General features: G+C 66.4%; 25 protein-coding genes. 18 read left to right on the forward strand and 7 right to left on the reverse strand.

Features of this window, described 5'->3' with window-relative positions; all coding sequences use genetic code 11:
• Nucleotides 1–542: 542 nt before the first annotated feature.
• The 8 genes from J7500_RS06690 to J7500_RS06725 all read left to right on the forward strand — a co-directional run bounded on the left by J7500_RS06690 (nt 543) and on the right by J7500_RS06725 (nt 7,500).
• Nucleotides 543–1,520, forward strand: a complete 978-nt coding sequence (locus J7500_RS06690; RefSeq protein ID WP_294060843.1) for a hypothetical protein — start codon at nt 543–545, stop codon at nt 1,518–1,520.
• A 146-nt stretch (nt 1,521–1,666) separates the two neighbouring features.
• Entirely contained in the window at nt 1,667–2,782 is a 1,116-nt protein-coding gene (locus J7500_RS06695) for a hypothetical protein (protein ID WP_294060844.1), read from the forward strand.
• Nucleotides 2,779–3,993: a bifunctional phosphopantothenoylcysteine decarboxylase/phosphopantothenate--cysteine ligase CoaBC gene (gene coaBC, locus J7500_RS06700; RefSeq protein ID WP_294060846.1), complete on the forward strand. Its 1,215-nt coding sequence runs from the start codon at nt 2,779–2,781 to the stop codon at nt 3,991–3,993. The genes J7500_RS06695 and coaBC overlap by 4 nt, the downstream gene beginning before the upstream one ends.
• 86 nt (nt 3,994–4,079) lie before the next feature.
• Nucleotides 4,080–4,832 carry a hypothetical protein gene (locus J7500_RS06705; RefSeq protein WP_294060848.1) on the forward strand — a complete coding sequence of 251 codons (753 nt, stop codon included), beginning with the start codon at nt 4,080–4,082 and terminating at the stop codon, nt 4,830–4,832.
• Nucleotides 4,832–5,278: a dUTP diphosphatase gene (gene dut, locus J7500_RS06710; RefSeq protein ID WP_294060849.1), complete on the forward strand. Its 447-nt coding sequence runs from the start codon at nt 4,832–4,834 to the stop codon at nt 5,276–5,278. The genes J7500_RS06705 and dut overlap by 1 nt, the downstream gene beginning before the upstream one ends.
• Complete coding sequence (locus J7500_RS06715; RefSeq protein ID WP_294060850.1) at nt 5,275–5,664, forward strand: hypothetical protein; 390 nt, start codon at nt 5,275–5,277, stop codon at nt 5,662–5,664. The genes dut and J7500_RS06715 overlap by 4 nt, the downstream gene beginning before the upstream one ends.
• Nucleotides 5,661–6,434 (forward strand): molybdopterin-synthase adenylyltransferase MoeB, encoded by a 774-nt coding sequence (locus J7500_RS06720; RefSeq protein ID WP_294061120.1) that lies wholly within the window; start codon nt 5,661–5,663, stop codon nt 6,432–6,434. The genes J7500_RS06715 and J7500_RS06720 overlap by 4 nt, the downstream gene beginning before the upstream one ends.
• A 55-nt stretch (nt 6,435–6,489) precedes the next feature.
• A complete protein-coding gene (locus J7500_RS06725) occupies nt 6,490–7,500 on the forward strand; it encodes an NAD-dependent epimerase/dehydratase family protein (protein WP_294060851.1) in 1,011 nt (336 codons plus the stop codon).
• A gap of 7 nt (nt 7,501–7,507) precedes the next feature.
• Here J7500_RS06725 and J7500_RS06730 read toward each other — a convergent pair whose 3' ends face one another.
• Nucleotides 7,508–7,663, reverse strand: coding sequence for a hypothetical protein (locus J7500_RS06730; RefSeq protein ID WP_294060852.1), 156 nt, complete (start codon nt 7,661–7,663; stop codon nt 7,508–7,510).
• Between the two features lie 85 nt (nt 7,664–7,748).
• Nucleotides 7,749–8,609 carry a UTP--glucose-1-phosphate uridylyltransferase GalU gene (galU, locus tag J7500_RS06735; protein WP_294060853.1) on the reverse strand — a complete coding sequence of 287 codons (861 nt, stop codon included), beginning with the start codon at nt 8,607–8,609 and terminating at the stop codon, nt 7,749–7,751.
• Between the two features lie 136 nt (nt 8,610–8,745).
• Between galU and J7500_RS06740 the strand changes: the two genes are divergently transcribed.
• From J7500_RS06740 to wecC, 3 genes are read left to right on the forward strand one after another with little or no spacing between them, the layout of a single operon-like run.
• On the forward strand, nt 8,746–9,738 hold the full coding sequence (locus tag J7500_RS06740; RefSeq protein ID WP_294060854.1) for a UDP-glucuronic acid decarboxylase family protein: 993 nt from the start codon (nt 8,746–8,748) through the stop codon (nt 9,736–9,738).
• A gap of 37 nt (nt 9,739–9,775) precedes the next feature.
• Nucleotides 9,776–10,906, forward strand: coding sequence for a non-hydrolyzing UDP-N-acetylglucosamine 2-epimerase (wecB, locus tag J7500_RS06745; RefSeq protein ID WP_294060855.1), 1,131 nt, complete (start codon nt 9,776–9,778; stop codon nt 10,904–10,906).
• Nucleotides 10,890–12,185: a UDP-N-acetyl-D-mannosamine dehydrogenase gene (gene wecC / locus J7500_RS06750; protein WP_294060856.1), complete on the forward strand. Its 1,296-nt coding sequence runs from the start codon at nt 10,890–10,892 to the stop codon at nt 12,183–12,185. The genes wecB and wecC overlap by 17 nt, the downstream gene beginning before the upstream one ends.
• On the opposite strand, the gene J7500_RS06755 is transcribed toward wecC, so the two are convergent.
• Nucleotides 12,182–13,138, reverse strand: coding sequence for a M48 family metallopeptidase (locus tag J7500_RS06755; protein ID WP_294060857.1), 957 nt, complete (start codon nt 13,136–13,138; stop codon nt 12,182–12,184). The two genes, wecC and J7500_RS06755, sit on opposite strands and share 4 nt — an antisense overlap.
• A gap of 433 nt (nt 13,139–13,571) precedes the next feature.
• Between J7500_RS06755 and J7500_RS06760 the strand changes: the two genes are divergently transcribed.
• Together J7500_RS06760 and J7500_RS06765 are read left to right on the forward strand one after the other, a co-directional pair.
• Nucleotides 13,572–13,793, forward strand: a complete 222-nt coding sequence (locus J7500_RS06760; protein ID WP_294060859.1) for a hypothetical protein — start codon at nt 13,572–13,574, stop codon at nt 13,791–13,793.
• Nucleotides 13,794–13,904: 111 nt separating this feature from the next.
• A complete protein-coding gene (locus J7500_RS06765; protein WP_294060860.1) occupies nt 13,905–14,669 on the forward strand; it encodes a metallophosphoesterase in 765 nt (254 codons plus the stop codon).
• 6 nt (nt 14,670–14,675) lie between these two features.
• Here J7500_RS06765 and J7500_RS06770 read toward each other — a convergent pair whose 3' ends face one another.
• Complete coding sequence (locus tag J7500_RS06770) at nt 14,676–15,296, reverse strand: FKBP-type peptidyl-prolyl cis-trans isomerase (RefSeq protein ID WP_294060861.1); 621 nt, start codon at nt 15,294–15,296, stop codon at nt 14,676–14,678.
• Between the two features lie 89 nt (nt 15,297–15,385).
• Nucleotides 15,386–15,592: a 30S ribosomal protein S21 gene (gene rpsU, locus J7500_RS06775; protein WP_010545388.1), complete on the reverse strand. Its 207-nt coding sequence runs from the start codon at nt 15,590–15,592 to the stop codon at nt 15,386–15,388.
• Nucleotides 15,593–15,924: 332 nt separating this feature from the next.
• Here rpsU and J7500_RS06780 point away from each other — a divergent pair, with 332 nt between their 5' ends.
• From J7500_RS06780 to J7500_RS06800, 5 genes are read left to right on the forward strand one after another with little or no spacing between them, the layout of a single operon-like run.
• On the forward strand, nt 15,925–17,334 hold the full coding sequence (locus J7500_RS06780) for an O-antigen ligase (RefSeq protein WP_294060863.1): 1,410 nt from the start codon (nt 15,925–15,927) through the stop codon (nt 17,332–17,334).
• Nucleotides 17,335–17,341: 7 nt separating this feature from the next.
• Complete coding sequence (locus J7500_RS06785; protein WP_294060864.1) at nt 17,342–18,046, forward strand: polysaccharide biosynthesis/export family protein; 705 nt, start codon at nt 17,342–17,344, stop codon at nt 18,044–18,046.
• 21 nt (nt 18,047–18,067) lie between these two features.
• Nucleotides 18,068–20,305, forward strand: coding sequence for a GumC family protein (locus tag J7500_RS06790; protein ID WP_294060866.1), 2,238 nt, complete (start codon nt 18,068–18,070; stop codon nt 20,303–20,305).
• A gap of 4 nt (nt 20,306–20,309) precedes the next feature.
• The gene (locus J7500_RS06795) at nt 20,310–21,560 is read left to right on the forward strand and encodes a hypothetical protein (RefSeq protein ID WP_294060867.1); all 1,251 of its coding nucleotides are present in this window, start codon (nt 20,310–20,312) and stop codon (nt 21,558–21,560) included.
• A 40-nt stretch (nt 21,561–21,600) separates the two neighbouring features.
• Entirely contained in the window at nt 21,601–22,488 is an 888-nt protein-coding gene (locus tag J7500_RS06800; protein WP_294060868.1) for a hypothetical protein, read from the forward strand.
• A gap of 18 nt (nt 22,489–22,506) precedes the next feature.
• On the opposite strand, the gene J7500_RS06805 is transcribed toward J7500_RS06800, so the two are convergent.
• Both J7500_RS06805 and J7500_RS06810 read right to left on the reverse strand, forming a co-directional pair.
• Nucleotides 22,507–23,631 (reverse strand): hypothetical protein, encoded by a 1,125-nt coding sequence (locus J7500_RS06805; protein ID WP_294060869.1) that lies wholly within the window; start codon nt 23,629–23,631, stop codon nt 22,507–22,509.
• Nucleotides 23,631–24,299 carry a hypothetical protein gene (locus J7500_RS06810; RefSeq protein WP_294060870.1) on the reverse strand — a complete coding sequence of 223 codons (669 nt, stop codon included), beginning with the start codon at nt 24,297–24,299 and terminating at the stop codon, nt 23,631–23,633. The genes J7500_RS06805 and J7500_RS06810 overlap by 1 nt, the downstream gene beginning before the upstream one ends.
• Nucleotides 24,300–24,323 lie beyond the last annotated feature (24 nt).

Genomic DNA, 24,323 nt, shown 5'->3' on the forward strand with positions numbered 1-24,323 from the left:
TTGCTTGGACTGGCGGCGCCCCGCACACCAGATTCTGCCCCTTTTGGAGCTTGAGCGCGGCGCATTTGGATCGCTCCGAACGCCGTGTCAATCACATGCAGGCGCCGGACTGTCCCAAAAACGCCAAATCGCGGAAACCGGTAGCACTTGAATGATCTCACACTTACAATGATTTAGCGTCGACTCGCTTGTCCGCCGCCACATTCTTCATTCCTTAAGTGAATGCCTCACCGCTGCCTTGATATGATCCGACCGATAGTTGCGGGCAGCTCCGATGACTGTGCGCACACTGAATAAAACCAATTCACCCTGTTGCGCCGCGGGATTCGGCATGTTTCGGTGGATTGTCCGGCCAAAAGATGCGAAGCTCCCGCCGCTGGAACAAAGTATGTTCCGGGCTCGGGGCGGACATCAGGGTCGCGGAAGCAGGGCGTGGGGCGGATCTACAGCCGACGGCCCCGATTTTCCGAATAATCCTCACCGGGATAGCCAGCGTACAAACCACGGTCGATCATTCCGACCGACCAAATGGGGGAATAACCATGATCAATAAATCTGCCCTGCATCTGGGCATTGCAGCTTTTGCGTTCGCCTGTGGTTTCGCCCAGCCTGCCTATGCGCAGGCGACGCGAACTTGGGTTTCGGGCGTCGGCGACGACGTCAACCCCTGCAGCCGCACGGCGCCCTGCAAGACCTTCGCCGGTGCCATCTCCAAAACGGCTGCGGGCGGCGAAATCGACTGCCTCGATCCCGGCGGCTTCGGGACGGTCACGGTGACCAAGTCGATTACGATCGATTGTACCGGAACGATGGGCAGCATCCTCAATTCGGGCGGTATCAACGGGGTCGTCGTCAACGACAGCGCGACGGGCACACCGGGAACCATCAATGTGGTGCTGCGCGGAATCTCGATCAACGGCGCGGGGACGACCCCCGGACTGAATGGCGTGCGCCTGGTTTCCGGGAAGTCGCTGGTGCTCGAGGACGTGTTCATCATGAACCAGAGCGGCCGCGCCGTCTCGGTCAATCCCTCGACCACCACCCGCACTACAATCCACAATACCACGATGACCAACACCGGCGGCGGGGTCCTGGTCCAGCCCACCGGCACTGCGACCGCTGCGGTGGATATCCAGCAGAGCGTGATCACGGCGGGCGCCAGCGAGGCCCTGCGCGTCGATACATCGAGCACCACGGGTGCAGCCGGGCTGCGCGTGGTCGTGAACGATACGGTGCTGAGCGAGAACCCCGGCAGTGCCGTGATCGTGAACTCGCCGGCAGGAACGCCCACCGCTCTCGTGCTGATCTCTGGATCGAACGTGACGAACAACGGCGGCAACGGACTGACCGCGCAGGGTTCGGCGAATGCCTTCATCGCAGTCAGCGACACGGCCATCCAAGGCAATGTCAGCGGTCTCGTCCGTACTGCAGGCGGACAGATCCGCAGCTATGGCGACAATCTGCTGAATCTGAACGTCGTTACGGACGGCACCTTCAGCGCAACGCTGGCCAAGAACTGATCGGGTGGGAGCGGCACCGGTCTCCCGGTGCCGCTTCTCTTCTCGCTCAAAACGACGGCCTCAGCGCGCTCGTCCCACCCGGTGCCAGCCTTCGAGCGAGGCGCCTCTCGACACTGGCCGCGTAGCCCGTGTAGTCCCTCGCCCGCATGGCCCGTTCCGCCACCCTCTGGCTAACCCAGCCCAGCCGTTATGCAGCCATTCCGCGCAATCGGGCGCGGCTGGTGCTCGCGCTGCTCGCGGCGCTGTTGCTGGCTTCGATGACGGCGCCGTGGAGCAGCGCGCCGCCGGCTTCGACTCCCGAGGCGAGCCGCAGCGGCGACGATCGCCGCGACGTTCTCCTCTATGAATCGATCGTCGCCGGCATTCGCCACGGCGGCCAATATTATGCCGTCGCGGCGCAGGAGCTGCGGCAGGGCAACTACCCGCTCCGCCCCTTCATCACCTTCCGCCTGCCCACGCTGGCGGTGGTGCAGGCGCAATTGCCGCCGATCGCACTGCCGATCAGCCTCTATCTGCTTGCCGCCTCAACCGCGCTGGCGTGGTTCGCGCGGTTCGCCGAGCTGCTCCGCGGCTGGCGCGCGCGCGTCATCGGGCTCGCGCTGCTCGCGGGAGGGCTGGCGGTGTTCGTGCAGGGCGATCTCTGGCCGTTCCACGAGGTCTGGGCGGGACTGCTCGTCGCGCTCTCGCTCGCGCGGCGCAAGCCCGGCCGCTGGATCGACGCCGCAGCGATCGGACTGGTCGCCGCGCTCGTCCGCGAGACCGCGGCGATCTACCTGATCCTGATGGCCGCCTGGGCATGGCGCGACGGCGCGAGGCGCGAGGCGCTCGGCTGGGTGCTCGCGCTGGCGCTGTTCGGCGTCGCGCTCGGCTTCCACGCGGCTGCCGTCGCCAGAGTCGTGACGCCGCTCGACACGGTCTCGCCGGGCTGGTCGGGGCTGCTCGGCTTCGGCTTCTTCGTCAATTCGATCGCCGCCACGACCGCGCTGATGATCATGCCCGGCTGGCTCCAGGCGGTCCTGGTGGCGCTGGCGCTGTTCGGCTGGACGGCGCTTCGCGATCCGCTCGGCGCGCGCGCGGCGTCGCTGTTCTTCGCCTTCGCGCTGCTGCTCGCCCTGTTCGCGCGCGCGGACACTTTCTATTGGGCAATGGTGGTCGCGCCGCCCTTCCTGGTCGGCCTCGCCTTCGTGCCCGACGCGGCGCGCGAGCTGGTGGCCTCCGCCCTCGACAGGCGGCGGCTGCGCGTCCAGATTGTGTCGCGATGAAGCGCATCCTGCTGATCGTCGGCGGCGGCATCGCGGCCTACAAGGCGTGCGAGCTCGTCCGCCTGTGCCGCAAGGCCGGGATCCACGTCACTTGCGTGCTGACCGAGGGCGGCACGCATTTCGTCACGCCGATGACGCTCGCCGCCCTGTCCGAGAACCAGGTCTACACCACGCTGTGGGACCTGAAGGACGAGGCCGAGATGGGCCATATCCAGCTCAGCCGCCAGGCCGACCTGATCGTCGTCGCGCCGGCCACTGCCGACCTGCTCGCGAAGATGGCGGCGGGCATCGCCGACGACCTTGCCACCACGCTGCTGCTCGCCACCGACAAGCCAGTGCTCGCCGCGCCGGCGATGAACGTGCGGATGTGGCAGCATGCGGCGACGCGGCGCAACGTGGCGCAGCTCCGCGCCGACGGCGTCACCGTGCTCGAGCCCGACGAAGGGCCGATGGCGTGCGGCGAATATGGCCCCGGCCGCCTCCCCGAGCCCGAGGCGATCCTGGCCGCGATCCAACAAGCTCTCGCTTCGACGGCCCCTTCCCTGCCCCCTCCCGCGAGCGGAAGGGGAACTCGCCTTGCCGGCAAGCACGTCCTCGTGACGGCAGGCCCGACGCACGAGCCGATCGACCCGGTGCGCTACATCGCCAACCGCTCCTCGGGGCGCCAGGGCTATGCGATCGCCGAGGCGCTGGCGCGGCTCGGCGCACGGGTCACGCTCGTCTCGGGCCCCGTCGCCCTGCCGACTCCGGCGGGCGTGACGCGCGTCGACGTCGAGACCGCGCGCGAGATGGCACAGGCGGTCGAGGCGGCGCTTCCCGCCGATGCCGCGGTGATGGTCGCGGCGGTCGGCGACTGGCGCGCCGAGGCGGCGGACCAGAAGATCAAGAAGGGCGACGCGCCGCCTGTGCTCAGCCTCAGCGAGAACCCCGACATCCTCGCCGCGGTCGCCTCCGGCCCGCGCCGTCCCAGGCTCGTCGTCGGCTTCGCGGCCGAGACCGAGAAGGTGATCGAACACGCTACCGCAAAAAGGACTCGCAAGGGCGCAGACTGGATTGTGGCGAACGACGTATCGGGGGATGTTATGGGCGGCGCGAGCAATGCCATCCACATCGTCACGGCCGCGGGGGTCGAGAGCTGGGAGCGCCTCCCCAAGGCCGATGTGGCGACGCGACTGGCGGAGCGGATCGCCGACGCGCTCCAGGTCGATTGAGGACCTGGACGCGGGGGCTTCCAAAATAGGATTTCATCTGCTTGCCTGTGGCCATGACTCGCCTTCGCCCTATCCGGCACCGCGCCGTGGCAGCGTTCGCGCTGCCGCTGCTGCTGGCGGCGTGCGCCACGGGCTCGCCCCGGCCCAAGACGGCCGCACCTGCGGGCGACGTGTTCGGGCCAGCCAGCGGCGCCGGCATCCAGACAGTCGTGGCGGTGCTGACCGACGGGGACTCTGCCGCCACGCCCGATATTAATCGCCGCTTCGCCGCCGCCGTGGCGCGCGCGATCCCGGCAAGCGCCGCAGTGGCGCTCCCGCCACTCAGCGGCGACGGACTCGATCCGACGCTCGAAGGCTATGGCACCCGCGCAGTGACCGTGGCGGGCGACTCGATCGCCGCGCTTCGCCACCGCTATCCGCGCGCGCGGATCGTCGTGGTCGGCGACGCCGGCGGTGCCGCGCTCGCCGCCAATCTGGCGGGGGTGCAGCCGCATCTGATCGACGGCATCGTGCTGGTCGCCTGCCCCTGCGCGCTGCCGGAGTGGCGCGCGCATATCCAGTCGCAGGCGGGCGCGCTTCCCGCCGCCACTTCGGCCGGGCTCGATCCGCTCAAGACTGCGGGCGGCATTTCGCCCGAGCTCCGCGCCGCAGTGCTGGTCGGCGCCGACGACCTGGTGACTCCGGTCAAATTCTCCCGCGCCTATGCCGAGGCGCTGACGCTGCGCGGAATCGCGACCGACTATCGGATCGTGCCGGGCAAGGGCCACCAGCTGCTCGAGGACCCGGAGGTGCTCGCAGCCACCGAACGCCTGGCGGCCGCACTGACAAGGAAGATTTGATGCTCGCTCCGATCCGGATCGCGGTCCGCCGCCTCGCGCACGGCGAGGGCCTGCCGCTTCCCGCCTATGCCACTGCGGGCGCCGCGGGCATGGACGTGGTCTCGGCCGAGGACCTGATCCTGGCGCCCGGCGCGCGCCATGCCGTCGCCACGGGCTTCGCCATGGCGATTCCCGAGGGCTTCGAAGTGCAGGTGCGCCCGCGCTCGGGGCTGGCGCTCAAGTATGGCATCACCTGCCTCAACACGCCGGGTACGATCGACAGCGACTATCGCGGCGAAGTGAAGGTGATCCTCGCCAATCTGGGCGACGCGGCCTTTCCGATCGCGCGGGGGGACCGGATCGCCCAGCTGGTGCCGGCGCCGGTGCAGCGGGCGGCGCTGGAAGAGGCGGAGGCGCTCGACGATACGATCCGCGGAATCGGGGGATTCGGCTCGACGGGCACATGATCACGGCCGCCCTCGCCATCATGGCCGCGCTCCAGGCGCGCGCGATCGACTGGGCCGCCTTGCCGCCGCTGCCCTATCGTGTTCCGCCCGTAGTGACTCCGGACATGCACGGCTTCGTCGCGCGCGAAGTCAAGGCGCGCAAATGCCCGGTCCCCGCGCCCGCTGCCCCGGGAGCGCGGCTCCAGACATTGGTGGTGGGAGTCGCGGTGCTGGTCGACGAGGCCGGCGGCATCCGCACGGTGGTGCCTCGCGCGATCGACTGCCCGACGGTGGAGCAATTCGCCGCCGCGCTCGCGGCGGGCTTCGCGCGGAACAACCTGCTGCCGCGCAACGCCAGCGCGCCGCAATGGTATCGCGCCGACCTCAGCTTCAGCTGGCCGCGGTGATGCTCAGCGACGCGGAACTCGAGCGCTACGCCCGGCACATCGTGCTGCGCGAGGTCGGCGGTGCCGGCCAGGCCCGGCTGCGCGCGGCCCATGTCGTGCTGATCGGTGCCGGAGGCATCGGCTCGCCGGCGATCCAGTATCTCGCGGCGGCGGGAGTCGGGCGGATCACGGCGATCGACGACGACACCGTGTCGCTGTCCAACCTCCAGCGCCAGACGCTCTACGGGACGGACCAGATCGACCAGGCCAAGGTGGAGGCCGCGGCCGAGGCAGTGCAGCGGCTCAACCCGCACGTGGTCTTCGAGGGCATCCGCACGCGCATCGGCGCGGACGATGTCGAAGCACTGCTCGAGCGGCTCGCGCCGCAGGCGATCCTCGACGGATCGGACAATTTCTCGACTCGGCTCGCCGTGGCCGACGCGGCGCTGCGCCTGCACATCCCGTTGGTCTCGGCCGCCGTGGGAGAGTTCGAGGGCCAGCTCGGCGTCTTCCGCGGCTGGGAGGCGGGCAAGCCCTGCTATCGCTGCTTCGTCGGCGCCGATCCGGACCGGCCGGAGATGACCTGCGCCGAACAGGGCGTGCTCGGCGCGCTGACGGGCGTGATGGGCAGCCTGGCCGCGCTCGAGGCGATCCGCGCCTGCGCGCCCTTCGGCGAGGATAGCGCGGGCAAGCTGCTGCTGGTCGACGCGCTGGCGCTGCGCTTCCGCACGCTCAACCTGCCGAAGGACCCCGGCTGCCCGGCATGCGGCCAAATCGCCAACTGGACTTGACGGGCGCGATCTTGCAGACGGCGCGGCAAATGTCGCGCCAGCAGCGGGAGACTTCATGACCAACGGCACAAAGCGGGTACTTGTTACGGGATCGGCGGGTTTCATCGGTTTCCACACCTGCAGCCGGCTGCTCCAGGAAGGCGCGACGGTGCTGGGTGTCGATAATTTCACGCCCTATTACGACGTGTCGCTCAAGGAGCGCCGCACCGAGATGCTGGAGAACAATCCGAGGTTTTCGGTCGCACGTGTCTCGATCGAGGATCGCGAAGCATTCGGCACCGCCTGGGCCGACTTCCGCCCCGACATGGTGATCCACCTCGCCGCCCAGGCGGGGGTTCGCTACAGCATCGACGCGCCCGACAGCTACATCAGCACCAACCTTATCGGTACCTTCAACGTGCTCGAGCTTGCCCGGCACCATCCGGTGCGACACCTGCTCGCGGCCGCGACCAGCTCGGTCTACGGCGCCAATACCGAAATGCCGTTCTACGAGACCCAGCGCACCGCCACCCCGCTCAGCCTCTATGCGGCAACAAAGGGCGCGACCGAGCTGATGGGGCACAGCTACAGCCATCTGTTCCGCACGCCGATGACCTTCTTCCGCTTCTTCACGGTCTATGGTCCGTGGGGACGCCCCGATATGGCGTTATTCAAATTCACCAAAGCCATTCTCGCGGGGGACGCCATCGACGTTTACAACAACGGACAGATGGTGCGCGATTTCACCTATATCGACGATCTCGTCGAAGCAATCGTGCGCCTCACCGACGCCGTGCCCGGTTCCCACCCAGTCGACGGAGACAGCCTGTCGCCCGTCGCACCGTTCAGGATCGTGAACATTGGCGGCGGGACGCCCACCCCGCTGATGGAATATATCGGGGAGCTCGAGAAGGCGCTCGGCCAACCGGCCAAGAAGAACTTCATGCCGATGCAGCAAGGCGATGTTCCTGCAACGAAAGCTTCATCGGAGCTGCTCGAACAGCTGACCGGTTTCGTGCCGGCCATTCCGCCTAGCGTGGGCGTGCCGCAGTTCGTCCGCTGGTACCGCGAGCATTACGGCCAATAAGCCGCGCTCAGGCGTCCGCCAGGTCCAGCGGCACCAACCCCCATCCGTCGAAAGAATAGGCGCGCACCGGAGGCTTGTCTTCCGGGCCTTGATCGGTTCGCGGGGGTGCCACCTGCGCCGAAGCCGCCGCGGTTTCGAGCTCCTTCTCCCTTGCCTCGTTCATGGCATGTCCCTTTTGCTCGAGTCGGGCGGCACTTTAGGCCAATTGTCGCGGGTTCGGGAGTCGTGCCCCAAGCGAGGTGGACCGCCTACAAACGGGCGATGAACTCCCGGACCGAGGGCCCGATGTCCGTGCGGGCCAGCGCCACCGCGATATTGGCCTGGATGAAGCCCGCCTTGTCGCCGCAATCGTATCGCGTGCCCTGGAAGGTGACGCCGTGGAACGGCTGGTCGCCGATCATCCGCGCCATCGCATCGGTGAGCTGGATCTCGCCGCCCGCGCCGGTCCCCTGCCCTTCGAGCACGCGCATCACCTCGGGCTGGAGGATGTAGCGGCCGATCACCGACAGGTTCGAAGGCGCAGTGCCGGGCGCCGGCTTCTCGACCAGCCCTTGCACCTCAGTGAGCGCCCCGTCGCGCGCGCCCGGCGTGATGATTCCATAGCGGTGCGTCTGGTCGTCGGGCACTTCCTCGGCGCAGATCAAATTGCCGCCGACCTTGTTGTAGGCGTCGACCATCTGCTTGAGGCAGCCGGGCGTGCCGACCATGAAGTCGTCGGCGAGGAGCACCGCGAAGGGCTCGTCGCCCACGATGTCGCGCGCGCACCACACCGCATGGCCGAGCCCCATCGGCTCCTGCTGGCGGACATAGGCGACCGCGCCGGGCTTGAGCCGCGTCGCATCGAGGATGTCGAGCGACTTGCCGCGCTCGTGCATCGTCGTCTCGAGCTCGAAGGCGATATCGAAATGGTCCTCGATCGCGCTTTTGCCGCGCCCGGTGACGAAGATCATCTGCTCGATCCCCGCCTCCATCGCCTCCTCGACGGCGTACTGGATCAGCGGCCGGTCGACGACCGGGAGCATCTCCTTGGGCATCGCCTTGGTCGCGGGGAGGAAGCGGGTGCCGAGTCCGCCGACGGGGAAGACTGCCTTGCGTAGCGGCTTGATCATTCAACTCTCCTGAGCGCGGCCGGGCAAACCGCGGAGGCCGCAATGCCCGTTGCACGGCGGGCAATCAAGCCGGGGAGCAAAGCCGCAGACGGTTCGTTGGGCCCGCATCGCTACATAGAGGAAGAGGGATGCGCCGATGAGCCTGATCGAGCCGAATCGCATTCTCGTGACCGGCGGCGCCGGGTTCATCGGGTCCCATCTCTGCAGCCGGCTGCTGATGCGCGGGTGCGAAGTCCTGTGCGTCGACAATTTCTACACGGGCCGACGCCAGAACATCGAGCATCTGCTCGGCAGCCCCAAGTTCGAGCTGCTGCGCCATGACGTCAATTTCCCGCTTTATGTGGAAGTCGACAAGATCTTCAATCTCGCCTGCCCCGCCTCCCCCATCCACTACCAGGCCGATCCGGTCCAGACGACCAAGACCAGCGTGATGGGCGCGATCAACATGCTGGGGCTCGCCAAGCGCACCAAGGCGACGATCCTCCAGGCCTCGACCAGCGAAGTCTATGGCGACCCGTCGGTTCACCCCCAGCCCGAGAGCTATTGGGGCAATGTGAACCCGGTAGGGCCGCGCTCCTGCTACGACGAAGGCAAGCGCTGCGCCGAGACGCTGTTCTTCGACTATAACCGCCAGCACGGTCTGCACACCAAGGTGGTGCGCATCTTCAACACCTATGGCCCCCGGATGCATCCGGGCGACGGGCGCGTCGTCTCCAACTTCATCGTCCAGGCGCTCACCGGCGAGCCGATCACCATCTATGGCGACGGCAGCCAGACGCGCAGCTTCTGCTATGTCGACGACCTCGTCGACGGGCTGATCGCGATGATGAACAGCCCCGCGCAGGTGATCGGCCCGATGAACCTGGGCAATCCCGGCGAGTTCACGATGCTCGAGCTCGCCGAGATGGTCCGCGACCTGGTCGGCACCGACGTGCAGATCGTCCACAGGCCGCTCCCGGCCGACGACCCCCGCCAGCGCCGGCCCGACATCGGCCAGGCCAAGCAGGTGCTGGGCTGGGAGCCCAAGATCCAGCTGCGCGAAGGGCTGACGCGGACGATCGAATATTTCGACGGCTCGCTCCAGACGCGCTCGCTCGATTTCGCGCGAACGATGCGGATGGCCAGCTGAGAAGCTTGTCTTAAGCCTCTGCCGCTAGAAGGGCGCCATGCGCGCGCCCAGGATATTGATCGTCTTCGGAACCCGGCCAGAGGCCATCAAGCTCTTCCCCGTCATCGGCGCGCTGCGCGCGCACGGCGGGCTGGAGGTGCGCAGCTGCGTGACCGCGCAGCACCGCGGCCTGCTCGATCAGGTGCTGGCGATCGCCGGCATCACGCCCGACATCGACCTCGACCTGATGACGCCCGGCCAGTCGCTCGACGCGCTCACCGCGCGGCTGCTCACCGGCCTCGGCCAGGCGATGGACGCCGAGAAGCCCGACCGCGTGATCGTGCAGGGCGACACTGCCACGGCGATGGTCGGCGCGCTCGCCGCCTATTATCGCAAGATACCGGTGAGCCATGTCGAGGCCGGGCTGCGCTCGGGCGACATCTACCAGCCCTGGCCCGAGGAAGTGAATCGCCGCATCGTCGCGCCGATCGCCGACCAGCATTTCGCCCCGACCGACACCGCCGCCGAGGCGCTTCGCCGCGAGAATGTCGATCCCGAGACCATCCACGTCACCGGCAACACCGTGATCGATGCGCTCCACGCCACGCGCGCGCGGATCGAGGCCGATCCAGTGCTCGCCGCCGATCTGGACGGCGTCGCCGATCGCTTCGCCGGCAAGCGGATCGTGCTCGTCACCACTCACCGGCGCGAGAATTTCGGCGACGGCATGGGCGGCATCGCGCACGCGATCGCGCGCATCGCCGATCGCGCGGACACGGCGATCCTTTTCCCGATGCACCCCAATCCCAATGTCGTGTCGGTGATGGACGCGCTGCTCGGCGACCGGCCCAACATCGCGCGCATCGCCCCGCTCGACTATCCGCACTTCATCCGCGCGCTCGGCATGGCCGAAGTCGTGCTCACCGATTCGGGCGGGGTGCAGGAGGAAGCCCCCGCGCTCGGCAAGCCGGTGCTGGTGATGCGCGAAACCACCGAGCGGCCCGAAGGCGTCGCCGCGGGCACTGCCAAGCTCGTCGGCACCGATCCCGATCGGATCGTTTCCGAAATCTCAACCCTGCTCGACGTACCCCCGGCCTATTCGGCCATGGCCCGCGCCCATAATCCCTTTGGCGACGGACAGGCCGCACAGCGCATTGCGGGGATCGTCGCGCATGGTTTCGGACTCTGAGCTCAAGGTAGTCGTACTCGGCCTAGGCTATATCGGCCTGCCCACCGCCGCTGTGATCGCACGTACCGGCGCGAAGGTGCTGGGCGTCGACGTCCATCCGCACGTTGTCGAGACGGTGAACTCGGGCAAGGTCCATATCGAGGAGATCGACCTCGACGGCCTCGTCTCGGGCGTGGTCGCGCGCGGAAACCTGCGCGCCTCGCTCCAGATCGAGCCCGCAGACGTGTTCGTCATCGCCGTCCCCACCCCCTTCGGCGAGAACCACGCGCCCGATATCGGCTATGTGCTCAAGGCGGCGACCAATGTCGCGGTGGTGCTCAAGGCCGGCGACGTGGTCATCCTCGAATCGACTTCGCCGGTGGGCACGACCGAGAAGGTCGCCGAGCTGCTCGCGCAGCTTCGCCCCGACCTCAGGATCCCCGGCCATTGCACCGGCAGCGCCGATGTGGCGATCGCCTATTGCCCCGAGCGCGTGCTGCCGGGCCGCATCCTCGTCGAGCTGATCGACAATGACCGCGTGATCGGCGGCGTCACGCCGCGCTGCGCGCGCAAGGCACTCCAATTCTATCGCCGCTTCGTCCGCGGTGCCTGCGTCACCACCTCGGCGAAGGCCGCGGAGATGACCAAGCTCGCCGAAAACGCCTTCCGCGACGTCAACATCGCCTTTGCCAACGAGCTGTCGCTGGTCGCGGACCGCATGGGCGTCGACGTGTGGGAAGTCATCCGCCTCGCCAACCGCCATCCGCGCGTCAACATCCTGTCGCCGGGTCCTGGCGTCGGCGGCCACTGCATCGCGGTCGATCCCTGGTTCCTGGTCAACGCCGCGCCCGATCGGACGCCGCTGATCCGCACCGCGCGCGAAGTGAACGACGGCAAGGTCGAGCATGTCATCGCGGAGGCCGCGGCGCTGGTCGAAAGCCGCCCGCACGGCCGCGTCGCCTGCCTCGGCCTCGCCTTCAAGGCGAACATCGACGATTTCCGCGAGAGCCCCGCGCTCAAGGTCGCCGAGGCGCTGGCCCGCCGCTTCGGCGAGCGGATCACGATCGTCGAGCCCTATGCTGCCGCCCTGCCCGCGGCGTTCGACGGCACCGGCGCGACGCTGATCGACGTCGATGCGGCGCTCGAGGATTGCGAAACGCTGGTCGTGCTCGTCGACCATGACGTGTTCCGCTCGATCCCGCTCGACGAGCGCGTGGGCAAGCAGGTCTATGACACGCGCGGCATCTGGCCCGACCAGCCCCGCCCCGCCGCCGCCGAGCCGCTGCGCCTGGTCGGCTAGCGGCTGCGGATCAGCAGCGACTGCCAGTCGCCGCTCAGCGGCTGGCTGCGCTCGGCGATCAGCGCCGGGATCGCCGGCCGCGCCGAGATCGTCTCGAGCTTCGCGACTTCCGCCTCCAGCGTCGCGATGCGGTCGCGCCACTGCGGATGCGAGCGGCTGCGGAAGATCGAGGGCCCGCCGCTCGGCCCGAACTTGCGCCAGAAGGCGATCGGCGCACGCGGCGAATAGCCGGCATTGGCGAGCAGATAGACCGACAGCAGGTCCGCCTGGATCTCGGTCTGACGGAAATATTTGACGTTGGCGCCGAAGCCCGAGAGCAGCCCCCAGGTCACACCGCGCGCTTCGAGCCGGTCGCGATGGTGCAGGATGTTGTGCGAGAATTCGTGCGCGACCGCAGCGGCGAACTGCTCCTCCGGATAGTCGTCGAGGAAGCGCGCGCTGATCTGGACCATCGTGCCGTCGGCCGAGGCGTTGAAGTCGTCGGCGAGCCGAAGCTCGAAGCGCGACTTGCAGACCGGCACGGGCTGGACGGTGACGTGCACCGGCGCGCCCGCGCGGATCGCCTCCACTTCGATCGGAGCGTCCAGCGGCAGCGCGGCGATCGCGAGCTGGGCGGCGACCAGCCGCTGGGTGGTGCCCGGCTTTCCGTCGAGCGCGGCCATGTCCACCGTCCCGACGCGGACGAGCGAATCGTCGGCGCGCAGCCCCGCCTGAGCAGCCGGGCTACTCGGGACCACGCCCTCGATCGCGACGGGTGTAGCGAAGCCGAAGTGCGCCTGGGCCGCGGGACGGTTCGTCGAATCGAACTGATCGAGCGTATGGATCTGGAGCCCGGTGCCAGGCTCCTGCCGGTCGCAGAGCCGCGCGTTCGTGGACGCCAGCCGCCAACCGATCGTCGCCAGGCGGAGATCCGCCGTGCGTACCGATTCGAACAGCTCGCTCGATTCGTTCACGCTGCGCTGCGCCAGCGATTCTGACGCAAATGCGAAGAACAGCAGCACGGCGATTGCAGCGATGCCTGATTTATGGCGGATCGTAGTGGAGGTGTTTCGGCGACTGGAATTGCGCATACCCCTGTATACCCCGATCTTTGCCTTGAAGGGCAACCGCATAGCTTCATAGGGAGCGCCGCGCCAATTGTCTCAACATCTTTCCTTAACCCACTTGGCTGCAATGGTGCGCTGCGCTATGACCACTCATGTGCTCGCAGCACGGGTCGGGGTTGTGGGCTAAGAAGTTCGGAGTTCAACCGAACCTGTGTTGCGTTCAGGCAACGGCTGGGCGTTCTTGTCCGGAGCCTGGATTTTGAGGTGTTGCCGTTTGGGGGCTCCTGTGCCATAGGACCTCCTGACGAGAGCACCGGAGCTTGAAGAGGGAGTAATAAGAATGTTGTCAAAGCTTCTGACGGCAGCTGCCGTCGTGACCATGGCGGCGACGCCGGTTGTGGCGGCTCCGGCCTCCAAGCTGTCGCTGTCGCGCGCTGCGACCGCCAGCGAGAAGGACAGCGACCTTCGGCCGGCCGTGATCATCGGCGTGCTCGCCACTGCCGCGATCATCGGTGGCGCGATTGCGCTCGCCGACAACGACGACGATCCCGACAGCCCCTAGTAGCTGCTCGGTATCACGAGTTACGAGTGGCGGCCTGAAAAGGCCGCCACTTTTGTTTTGGGCTGATATGAGTATTTGCGTGCTCATTCTTTGTTCCGGCGTTCCACAGCCATGATCGCGCGTCTCTTTCGAGGGCGGACCGCAGCCCGACAACCTGTCGCCTCCATACCGGCCGGCAGAAGGATTTACGCGATTGGCGACATTCACGGTCGCCTAGACTTGCTGGATGCACTTCTCGTCCAGATCGCGCGAGACGATGCGCAGCGAAGCGCAGGCGAGAGCGAAATTTTTCTCCTCGGAGACCTAATCGACCGCGGTCCGCAATCGGCGCAAGTGGTCGAACGCGCCCTAGAACTCAGCCGCGGTAGCCGCAAAACCCGCTTCCTGCTCGGCAACCACGAGGAAGTCTTCCTCAAGGCGCTCGCGGGCGATCTGAAGATGCTCGCCTTCTTCACTCGGATCGGCGGTCGGGAGACCATCCTGAGTTATGGCGTCACCGAGCGTGAATATCGCGACTGTGATTATCCTGAGCTGCTTGAGTTGCTCCGCGCGCGGGTACCGCAGGAGCATATCGCCTTTCTCAAGGGCTTCGAGGACCTGATCGTGGTCGGCGACTATGCCTTTGTACACGCCGGCGTACGGCCGGACAGGAGCCTGGGCGATCAGGAGATCAGCGATCTACGATGGATCCGGTCCGAGTTCCTCGATCACCGAGGGCCGCTTGAGAAGGTTATCGTCCACGGGCACACCGTGACGAAAGAGGCCGAACTGACGCCGCACCGGATCGGCCTGGACACAGGTGCCTATGCCAGCGGCAAGCTCACTGCGATGGGGTTCGAGGGGAACCAGCGCTGGGTGTTGGACACCGCAGCCTGAGCGAAATCAGCGCTGCGGCGCTTCGCCCGGGGCGCCTTCGGGCGCACCGCCCTGGCCCGGAGCCTGGCCCTGTTGCTGCTGCATCATCTGCTGCTGGATCATCATCTGCTGGATGACCGAGGCGGGGACGAGTTCCTTCATCTCGACGTCGAAGATGAGGACCTCCTTGGCGAGCTCGTTCTGGCTGCCAGGCTCGGCGCCGTAACCGAGGTTCGGCGGGAGCCAGAAGCGGTACTTCGAGCCCTTGTTCATCAGCTTCACGCCTTCGGTGAAGCCGGGGATCATCGGCTGACCAACCTGGAAGCGCATCGGCGTCTTGGGCTGGAACTCGGTGCCGTTGCGAAGCGTGCCGACGATCTCGAGCACCACGCCGTCCTGCTCGGCGGCCGTGGGGCCCTCGCCTGCCTGGAGCACCTGGTACTGCAGGCCCGAGGCGGTCGTCTGGACGCCGGGCTGGCCCTTGTTCCAGGCGAGGAATTCCTCGGGCGAGTAGCGCGCGACGACCGCGGTGCGAGTGCCCGCCCAGGCAAGCGCGAAGGCGAGCAGGATCGCGGCGACGACGCCGATCCACAGCCAGACCTTGTAGGCGCGCTTGACGGGCTGGAGCGGAACGGCGGTCACGGACATCGAGTCATTTCCCCACACGGCGTTCCGCCGCTTAACTTCGCACTTTTCACGCGAATCGTGAAAGAAAACTGCACCGAAGCGCAGGATTCTTACCGGGCGCTGTCGCGCTCCATGCGCTTGCGCTCGAGCTTGCGGGCACGACGGACCGCAGCGGCACGCTCACGGGCGCGCTTCTCGCTGGGCTTCTCATAGTGACGGCGGAGCTTCATCTCGCGATAGACGCCCTCACGCTGCAGCTTCTTCTTGAGCGCCCGCAGCGCCTGGTCGACATTGTTGTCGCGAACGATGATTTGCATAAGGCCGTACAGCTCCGATCAAATTCAATAGAATAGGGTTCGCCGGAACATGGGTTGCGGCGTCGTTGAGGCCACCTATCAGCGGAAATCCCATTTTTCAAGCGCGGAGTGCTCGGCTCGCCCCATCATGCGGCCGATTGCGGCACTCTGCCTATTGGCTGGCACTGCACGCTGGTCTAGGGCTCCGGGGCCCACCCTTTTTCGGGCTGGTCGTTACGGACGACGAAGCCTAACCTCGGCAGCCGCCCCGCCTCTTGGCGAGCGGCACCCAGCAACCATCGGAGCAAGCGCGCGTGGACAAGGCAGCGGGTCGTTTCAGGAGCACCCCAGGCATGCCCGCGCCCGTTGTCGATCTGGGCTTGATGCTTGCCCTTCTGCTGCTGTGCTTCCTCGGCGGCGGCGGATCGCGCAACGACGTGACGTCGCTGCTCTATCTCCAACCCGCGGCAGCGGTGCTCCTCGTGGTCGCGGCGGCTCGTGCTCGCGTCGAGGATATGCGCACGCTGCGAACCCCATTGCTGTTGCTGGCGCTGTTCGCAGCGATTCACGTCGCCCAGTTGATCCCACTGCCTCCCGCGATTTGGGAACAATTGCCGGGACGCGCGATGTTCGCCGAAACCGCGGCCGCCATCGGCCAGCCCGCGACCTGGCGTCCGATCAGCATTGCGCCCGACCTGACGCTTGCGAGCCTGATCGGACTCATCGTTCCTGCCGCCGCGATGCTGCTGGCCGCGCGCCTGCGCACCAGCCAGCACGAACTCCTGCTCTGGGTGCTCGCTGCGGGCGTGCTGGTGAGCGTGCTGCTGGGGGCCCTGCAACTCACTGCGGGCGAGGAAAGCCCGTATCACCTCTATGAAATCACCAACAACGGCATCGCAGTCGGGCTCTTCGCCAACCGCAACCATCAGGCAGCCCTGCTGGCCGCAGCCATGCCGCTACTGGCGGTTCTCCTCTCCTCGACCAGCACCCAGCGGCTAGGCTCGGTATGGCGACTCGCGATCACGATCGGCGGCTGCCTGCTGCTGATGATCATGATCCTGGTCACCGGTTCGCGCGCCGGTCTGGCGCTTGCCATAGTCGGGATCGCGTCCGCCGGGGCGCTATTCCGCCCGGGCCGGCTGGGCGGACCCAAAGGGCGTCGCTACGCGCTGCTCTTGATCATCGTATCGGTAGTTGCGGTCTCCGCGCTGTATGGATTGCTGAACTATCAGCGCGCCTCGACGCTCACCCGACTCACGGGCCGGGAATATGCGAGCGAGAGCCGCATCGCGAATTTCGGGCTCTATGTGCAGATGGTGAAGGATCACTTCCTGCTCGGCTCGGGCCTGGGAACGTTCGACCCTCTGTTCCGAATCTACGAGCCGTTCCAGGACCTCAAGCCGACCTATCTAAACCATGCGCACAACGACCTTATGGAGCTGCTGATGACCGGCGGCCTGGCCGCAGCCGCATTGCTTGTCGGCTTTTTGGCATGGTTCGCACGCCGCAGCATGGAGGCTTTCCGCGCAAGGGACCGGCTGGCGTTGCTCGGAGCAGTATTCGTGCTGATACTTTTGCTTGCGAGTACAGCCGATTACCCGCTTCGCACGCCATTGCTCGGCTGCCTGTTCGGCGTGTGCGTGACATGGTTGAGCACCACGCGGCAAGCTGATAAGTCCCCGGCGAACTCGGTAGCTTCCGGGCCCCGACATCACTCCTATTCGTCTGCGCGTGCAGCTGCTCGCGACCATGTCCACAAATGAGGTCCCGATGAAACTCTACCTTGCACTGGCGGCTACGTTAGTCACGGCCGCCTGTGCCTCTTCGCAGGAACTTCGTTCGACTGAAACGCTGAGCGTCGTTAACGCCGATACTCTGCCGCCGCCGACGCGAGAAGACGTTTCCAATCTCACGCGCGCCTATGTGCTGGGGCCCTACGACAAGGTTTCCGTAGACGTCTTCGGGCTGCCAGAGCTTTCGCGGGTAGTGCAGATCGACGCCAGCGGCCGGATTTCGTTGCCCCTGATCGGTTCGATGGAAGTGTCGGGCGTGTCGGCTAACGAGCTCGAAACGCAGGTCGGCACGCTGCTCAAGCAGAACCATGTCCGCAATCCGCAGGTGTCGGTGAACGTGGTCGAAGCGGTCAGCCAGGTCGTCACCGTCGACGGCGAGGTCAAGAGCCCCGGCGCGATTCCCGCGGCCGGCAAACTCACGCTCATGCGCGCGATCGCCCGCGCCGGCGGTGTGACCGAATTCGCCAACATGAAGCATGTGGTGGTGCTGCGCTCGGTGGAGGGAAAGCGCTATGCCGCCCTCTATGACGTGCGCGCCATCCGCCAGGGCCTCTATTCGGACCCGGAAGTGTTCGCCAACGACGTGGTGCTGGTCGGAACCTCCCAGGCTCGCCGGATCTTCCGGGATATCATCAACAGCGCGCCGATTCTTTCGGCTCCTCTCATTGCGTTGCTGCAGTAAAGCGTGGAAAGCCCAGCTCCGATGAACGAAATCTCCTTCCGGCGCAACGAAGCGCACTCCGCGGCCGAAACTCCGCGATCGGCGGACCAGCCCGAGGGTGCCACGCGCCTGCCATCGAAGATTTCGCTGGTGACGCAGTATCGCGACCTGCTCTGGCGCCGCAAATGGCTCATCGCGGCCTCGACGGCGTCGTGCTTCATCATCGGGGTAATCATCACCCTGTCGATGACGCCACAATATACGTCGAAGAGCACGCTGGAGATCCAGCGCGACGGTTTCAACATCGTGAGCGTCGAAGGCGTCGAGCCCAAGACCACGCCGGTCGACCTGGAATTTTACCAGACCCAGTACAGCCTGCTGCAATCGCAGGCGCTCGCCGAACGCGTAGCAGTGTCGTTGCGCCTGCCTGAAGACCCCAAGTTCTTCGAACGCGCCGGTTTCCGCTCGGCAAGCGAGTGGTTCGACAACGGCCGACTGAAGCCGGGAGCGCCGTCGCGCGAACGGCGTGCCGAGATTGCCGGCGGGCTGCTGCTCAAGCGGCTTGAAGTGAACCCGATCCGCCTCTCGCGATTGGTGACGATTTCCTACACGAGCCCGGATCCGGCTTTTTCGGCGACCGTCGTCCAATCGTGGGCGCAGAACTTCATCGAGACGACGCTGCGCCGCAAATATGATGCGACCGCCTATGCGCGCAGCTTCCTCGAGAGCCGGCTGGGGCAGCTGCGCGTCAAGCTGGATGAATCGGAGCGCAAGCTCGTCGCCTATGCGTCGCAGCAGCAGATCATCAACCTTCCCGCCAACTCGGGGCAGGCGGGCGACAGCAGCACCGGGGAACGCTCGATCGTGGCTGATGACCTCGTCGCGCTGAACCGTGAACTCGCCCAGGCGACCGCGGACCGCGTCCAGGCGCAGAGCCGTCTGGGTAACTCGGGAGCGACGGTTTCCGAAACGCTGCAGAACCAGGCTATCGCCGGGATGCGCGAGAAGCGCGCCGAGCTTGCGGCGGAATACAGCCGTTTGCTGACCCAGTTCGAACCCGGTTATCCGGCGGCGCGTGCGCTGCAGCAGCAGATCGGCGCGCTCGACAGCGCGATCGGGCGCGAGGAAGCCCGGGTGAGCGGCACGCTGCAGAGCACCTATCGCGCCGCCGTCGATCGTGAAAAGCGCCTGCAGGAGCGCGTCAACCAGCTCAAGAGCGGGTTGCTCGATCTCCGCCGTCGCGGCATCGAGTACAATATCTACCAGCGCGACGTGGACACGAACCGCGAGCTCTATAACGCGCTGCTGCAGCGCTATAAAGAGATCGGCGTCGCCGGCGGCGTGGGCGTCAACAACATCTCGGTCGTCGATCCTGCGCAAATTTCGCAACGCCCGAGCAGCCCTCGCTTCCTGATCAACCTGGCAGTCGCCCTGCTCATCGGTCTCGGCCTCGGCGGCGCGCTCGCGGTTCTCCTGGAGCATCTCAACGATGCGATCGACGATCCGTCCGAGGTCAAACGGGTGCTCCAGCTCCCGCTGCTCGGCCTGGTCCCCGATACCAAGACCGACGACGCGGTGGCGGCGCTGGAAGACAGGAAGTCGGATCTCTCCGAAGCCTATCTGGCGATCTTCACCAGCCTCACGTTCGCGACCGATCACGGCCTGCCTCGCAGCCTGCTGGTCACCAGCACCCAGCCGGCGGAAGGCAAGTCGACCACTGCCTACGCGCTCGCACGGGTGCTGCGCCGGACCGGCAAGTCGGTGCTGCTCGTCGATGGCGACATGCGCTCGCCGTCGGTTCACCATCTTGCCGGGCTGCCGAACGACGGGGGTCTCAGCAATCTGCTCGCCGGCAGCGACGACATCGAAAAGTTCGTTCTCACGCCGGAACAAGGGTTCGGCATTCTCCCGGCCGGTCCGCAGCCGCCGAGTGCGGCCGAACTGCTCAGCAGCGGGCGCCTCGATACGCTCCTGGCGCGCTTCGGAGAGTTGTACGACCATGTCGTAATCGACTCTCCGCCCGTCATGGGCCTCGCCGATGCGCCTCTCCTTGCCAGCCGCGTCGAGGGTTCCGTGTTCGTGCTTCGCGCCCATATGAGCCGCGCCAATGCCGTAAAGGTGGCGCTCGGACGGCTTGAGGCCGGCGGCGCGCACCTGCTGGGCGCGGTGCTGACGCGCTACAATCCGAAGCGTGTCGGCTATGGCTATGGCTATGGCTATGGCTATGGCTACGGCTATGGCTACGGCTATGGCCGCACCGAATCGTCCAAGCTGAGCTGAGGTCATGCCAGGGGCCAGGCAATCTGCGCGCCTCGCCGCGCTGTCGGTGCTCGGCCTCGGAGCAGCGCTGGCTACGGCGTCCGTCACCGCCGCGGGGGTGTTCGGGACGAGGAACCCCGAGACGGCGCTTCGCTATGCCCCCTACGACGCGACGGCGAAGGCGAAGCTGGCGGAGCGGCTCGTCCTAGGGCCGCTTGCGACCGGGGGCCTCCCCTCCGCGGCCGCGCAGGAACAGGCGCGCGACCTGGCTCATGCCGCGCTCCGGCGCGATCCGACCGAAGTGACGGCGCTGGCGGCGCTCGCGCTGATCGAGTCCGTAAACCAACGGAACGACCGCGCCGCGACGATGCTCGAGCGCAGCGAGAAGCTTTCGCGGCGCGATCTGCAGGCCCAGCTCTGGCTTCTGGAACGCAGCGTCGAACGCGGCGACGTGCCTGGCGCGCTTCGCCACTACGACATCGCCATGCGCACCTCGCGCGACAGCCGCGAAAAGCTGATGAGCGTACTCATGAGCGCCAGCGAAGACCCTGCGATCGCTGCCGAGCTTACCCGGATCCTGCGCGCCGCCCCGGATTGGCGCGCCGAATTCCTGACGAAAGTGGCCTGGGAAGCGCCCTCCGCCGTGACGCTGAACCAAGTTGCGGCACGTAACCTGAATGCGGGTGACCCACAGGAGCGGCAGTTGCTCTCGCGTGCGCTGTCCCGGATGGCGGCTATGGGCCGACCTGATCTGGCCTGGCAGTCCTTCACGCGGGCCGGCGGCTCCGCAGCACGCGTGCAGGACCCCAATTTCTGCTCCGACACTCCCCTGCCGCCGTTCGGCTGGCAATATACGGACAATGCGGCGCTGCGACCCGAGCCTTGCCAACGGGTTCCGGGGACCGAAGCGACGGTGCTACTGATGCCGGCAGCGCCCGATGCCGCCGGGGATGCGGCCACCCAGTTGCTGCACCTTGGCGGCGGACAGTTTCGGCTCCAGGCGCTTACAGGCGGAATAACGGCTGCAGGCAGCACGGGGCCGAGCGTCACGGTGCGCTGCGCGGTTGGGAATGCGGAACTGCTCCGCTATCGACTGCCCGCCGCTCCCGAGGAAGGCCGGCGCATCGAAGTCGATTTCGCGGTTCCCGCGACCTGCGGTTTCCAGTGGTTGTCGATACAGGCGGTGCCGGGAGAGCCTGGCGAGGCGGGCGCCGCAGCGCCGTGGATCTCCGATGTGAAGATCGCGCCGATCGCGCCTGCGGCCGCAAAGCCGTGATTGCGCCGTCTCCTCGACGCCACGGCCCGCCGTCGCTCCCATGAACGCGGATTCGTCGTTCGCTGCAGGCCTGCGGCGCGCGCCTCCATCCGAGCTCTGCCGCGACTGGAGCTTCGTCCCGTCGAGCCCCACACTGTTGTCGCGGCTCAGCCGTGCGAAGTCGTTCCTGATGGGGTTCCGCCCTGCCCCGCCGTATCGTGCGCTCCTGCCGGTAACGCGGCGATCGCGCTGGAACTGCTATTTCCTCTATTTGCCGGACGGGCAGCTAACGCCCGCGCATCGCTTCACCCTGAAACAGCTGCGCGCGCTGCCGGGCGGGCTGCTCGCTATCGCGGCGGCTCCCCGAGCAGAAGACCTTGCCGTCCTCGAAGGCAGCGCCGACGCCTTGTACTGGAAGGGCTTGCGAGGGTTCGATTTCTCGGCCTATTCGCTCGCGCTGGCGGAAGTCGCCGGTCGCTCACCCGGTGCAGATCTTTTGGTCATGAATGACTCTGTCCTGGGGCCGTTCGGCGACATCGAGGCCGCCATCGCGCGCTCGCCCTGGGACCTCACCGGCTTCACTGCGAGCTGGCTGTTCGAGAACCACCTCCAGTCCTATGCCTTTCATCTGCGCGAGGTCACTCCCGAGCGCATCCGAGCATTCGGCTCCGCCATCCCGCAGCGCGTCTCGCTCGACAGCTATCGCAACGTCATCAACGTGCAGGAGACGCGCTTCGCCCGGCTCGCGGCGCGGCGGATGCGTGTCGGTGCGATGTGGTATGCCAAGGGTCCCGCGTTGCACGACCCTTCGCTTCAATGCGCTCTCGACTTGGCCGAGGCCGGCTTCCCGTTCGTGAAACGCTCGCTGCTCGGGCGATACAGCCACTTTCAGGACCGGGAGGCCATCGAGGCGCTGCTCGCCTCGCATGGCCACCCTGTCCCGCGCTGAGCGCGAGGCCGACTACGTCTAGACGGTCACCGTGGCGGAAGTTCCCGCCGATCCCATCGCGTCTACGCTACGGTAGCTGATCTCCCCCACCCCCTGGAGCGGATAATCCGTGGAATAGCAGCTGTTCCACGTCGCACCGCCGTCGGTGCTGCGCTCGAAGCCGACCTGGTCGGGCCAGTTGCCGACGAGACGGACCTCGACGGTGGTGCCATATGCGCGAACGCCGGCGAAGCCGCAGCCGAGCTGGGGAAGGATCTGCTCGGCCGTTCCCGGCACGTCCCAATAGTCCGACTGGCTCGGCAGATCGCCGAACCGGTAGGGCTCACGGGCCGTGGAACCGCCCGCCCAGTGTGGCGCCGTATGGACAGTCATGAACGACATGCCGGCCGGCAGGCGGTCTCCGGAGAAATAGGTTCCGTCGAGATAGTCGGCACCGGGGAGCTTGATTCCGACGATCTCGTCAGCTCGACCGGCCAAGCTCAGCGTGACCAGCTCTAGCGGATCCAGCAGCTCGCCGTCGAGCGTCTGCACTTCGCCGAACGTCGGATCGATATAGATCCAGCGGGCCTCCTCGGCGATATACACGATCATGGGGTCGTGGCTCACCGTAGAGATGTCCTGGCTGGGAATGCCCTGCACCGCCAGCAGAGGCTGCGCCATTTTGCACTGGAGCGTGCACTGGACTGCCCGGAAATCCTGAAAGTTGCGGATCCGCCAGTGCTGCGTGTCGTCACGGACCAGCATGCCGTCGTCGGCGACATTGCCCTGTGAATCGACCGTGCCGATCAGCTTTTCGAGCATCGTGATGCCGTCGGGAAACAGCGCGTACCAATAATCGAGGTCGCGCTGGATGTTGGTCGCATTGTCGAACTCCGCGTTGAACGTCGCCCAGGTTTCGCCGACCGGCAGCACGTCGGTGTGCGCCGTCGAGCTCGCGGGGTGTAGCCGGGAATCGGGATGCACGGCGTGCGCCGCTACCCACCCGACGATCGCGCGTGCGCGCTCGAGACTGGGTGCCGAGGAATCGATGCCGGCCCAAGCCAACACATCCTCACTGAACAGCCGAAGCCGCTCGGCGAGCGCGACATTGGGCGCATCGTACACGTTGGAACGGATGCGCGTCTGACTGACAATCTGTACCATTAAAGTGCCTCCCGCCCCAGAAGTCGGAAATTATCGGCCGAACCCGTGCCGGCCATCCGCACGCCGTAGCGCGTCTGGCCGATCCAGTGATCGTCCTCCACGGTGAGGAGAAGATCTTCGACGCCGTCAAAGACGCGGAAGAGCCGGATGGTCGGGCCCAGGAAGCGGACCTTCACTCGTTCCCCCGCCACGAACGGAATGAAGATCGTCGGCGCGAGGGCCGTAGTCACGTCGTTGACCTGGCGCGAGAGTCCGAGCCCATCTGGAATACGAGCGAGGAACAGATAGTTCACCGCGTCTTTGTAGCGGAAATAGAGCCCCGCATTCGAATTTCCCGGGTTGAGATCGGCCTCGATCTGGCCGTCGGAGATGCCTCCGTTGATCACGGCTCCGCGCGTGCCACCGTCCGGGCTGACGCATTTGCCGTCGGTGTGATAGGGAAGATTGGGCGCCAGCCAAGGCGTCCAGGTCTGCCCCGTCTCGGTCGTCGTGAGCGGCCCCGACGCTCCGCTGAACTGGTCGCGCGCGACGACGCTCCAAATTCCGACAGTGCTCTCCAGAGTCGAAATACGATTGCGAAGATCGGCCAAGTCATGTGCTTGCGGATCCTGGTTATGCGAAGTCAGCTGGTGCTGAATCTCCGCAATTATCTGCGGGTCAATTGCCATGATTCTCCTCTTTCTCCTTCGCGC

Origin of the sequence: Sphingomonas sp., from assembly GCF_017744835.1 — a bacterium.
Classification (GTDB): domain Bacteria; phylum Pseudomonadota; class Alphaproteobacteria; order Sphingomonadales; family Sphingomonadaceae; genus Sphingomonas.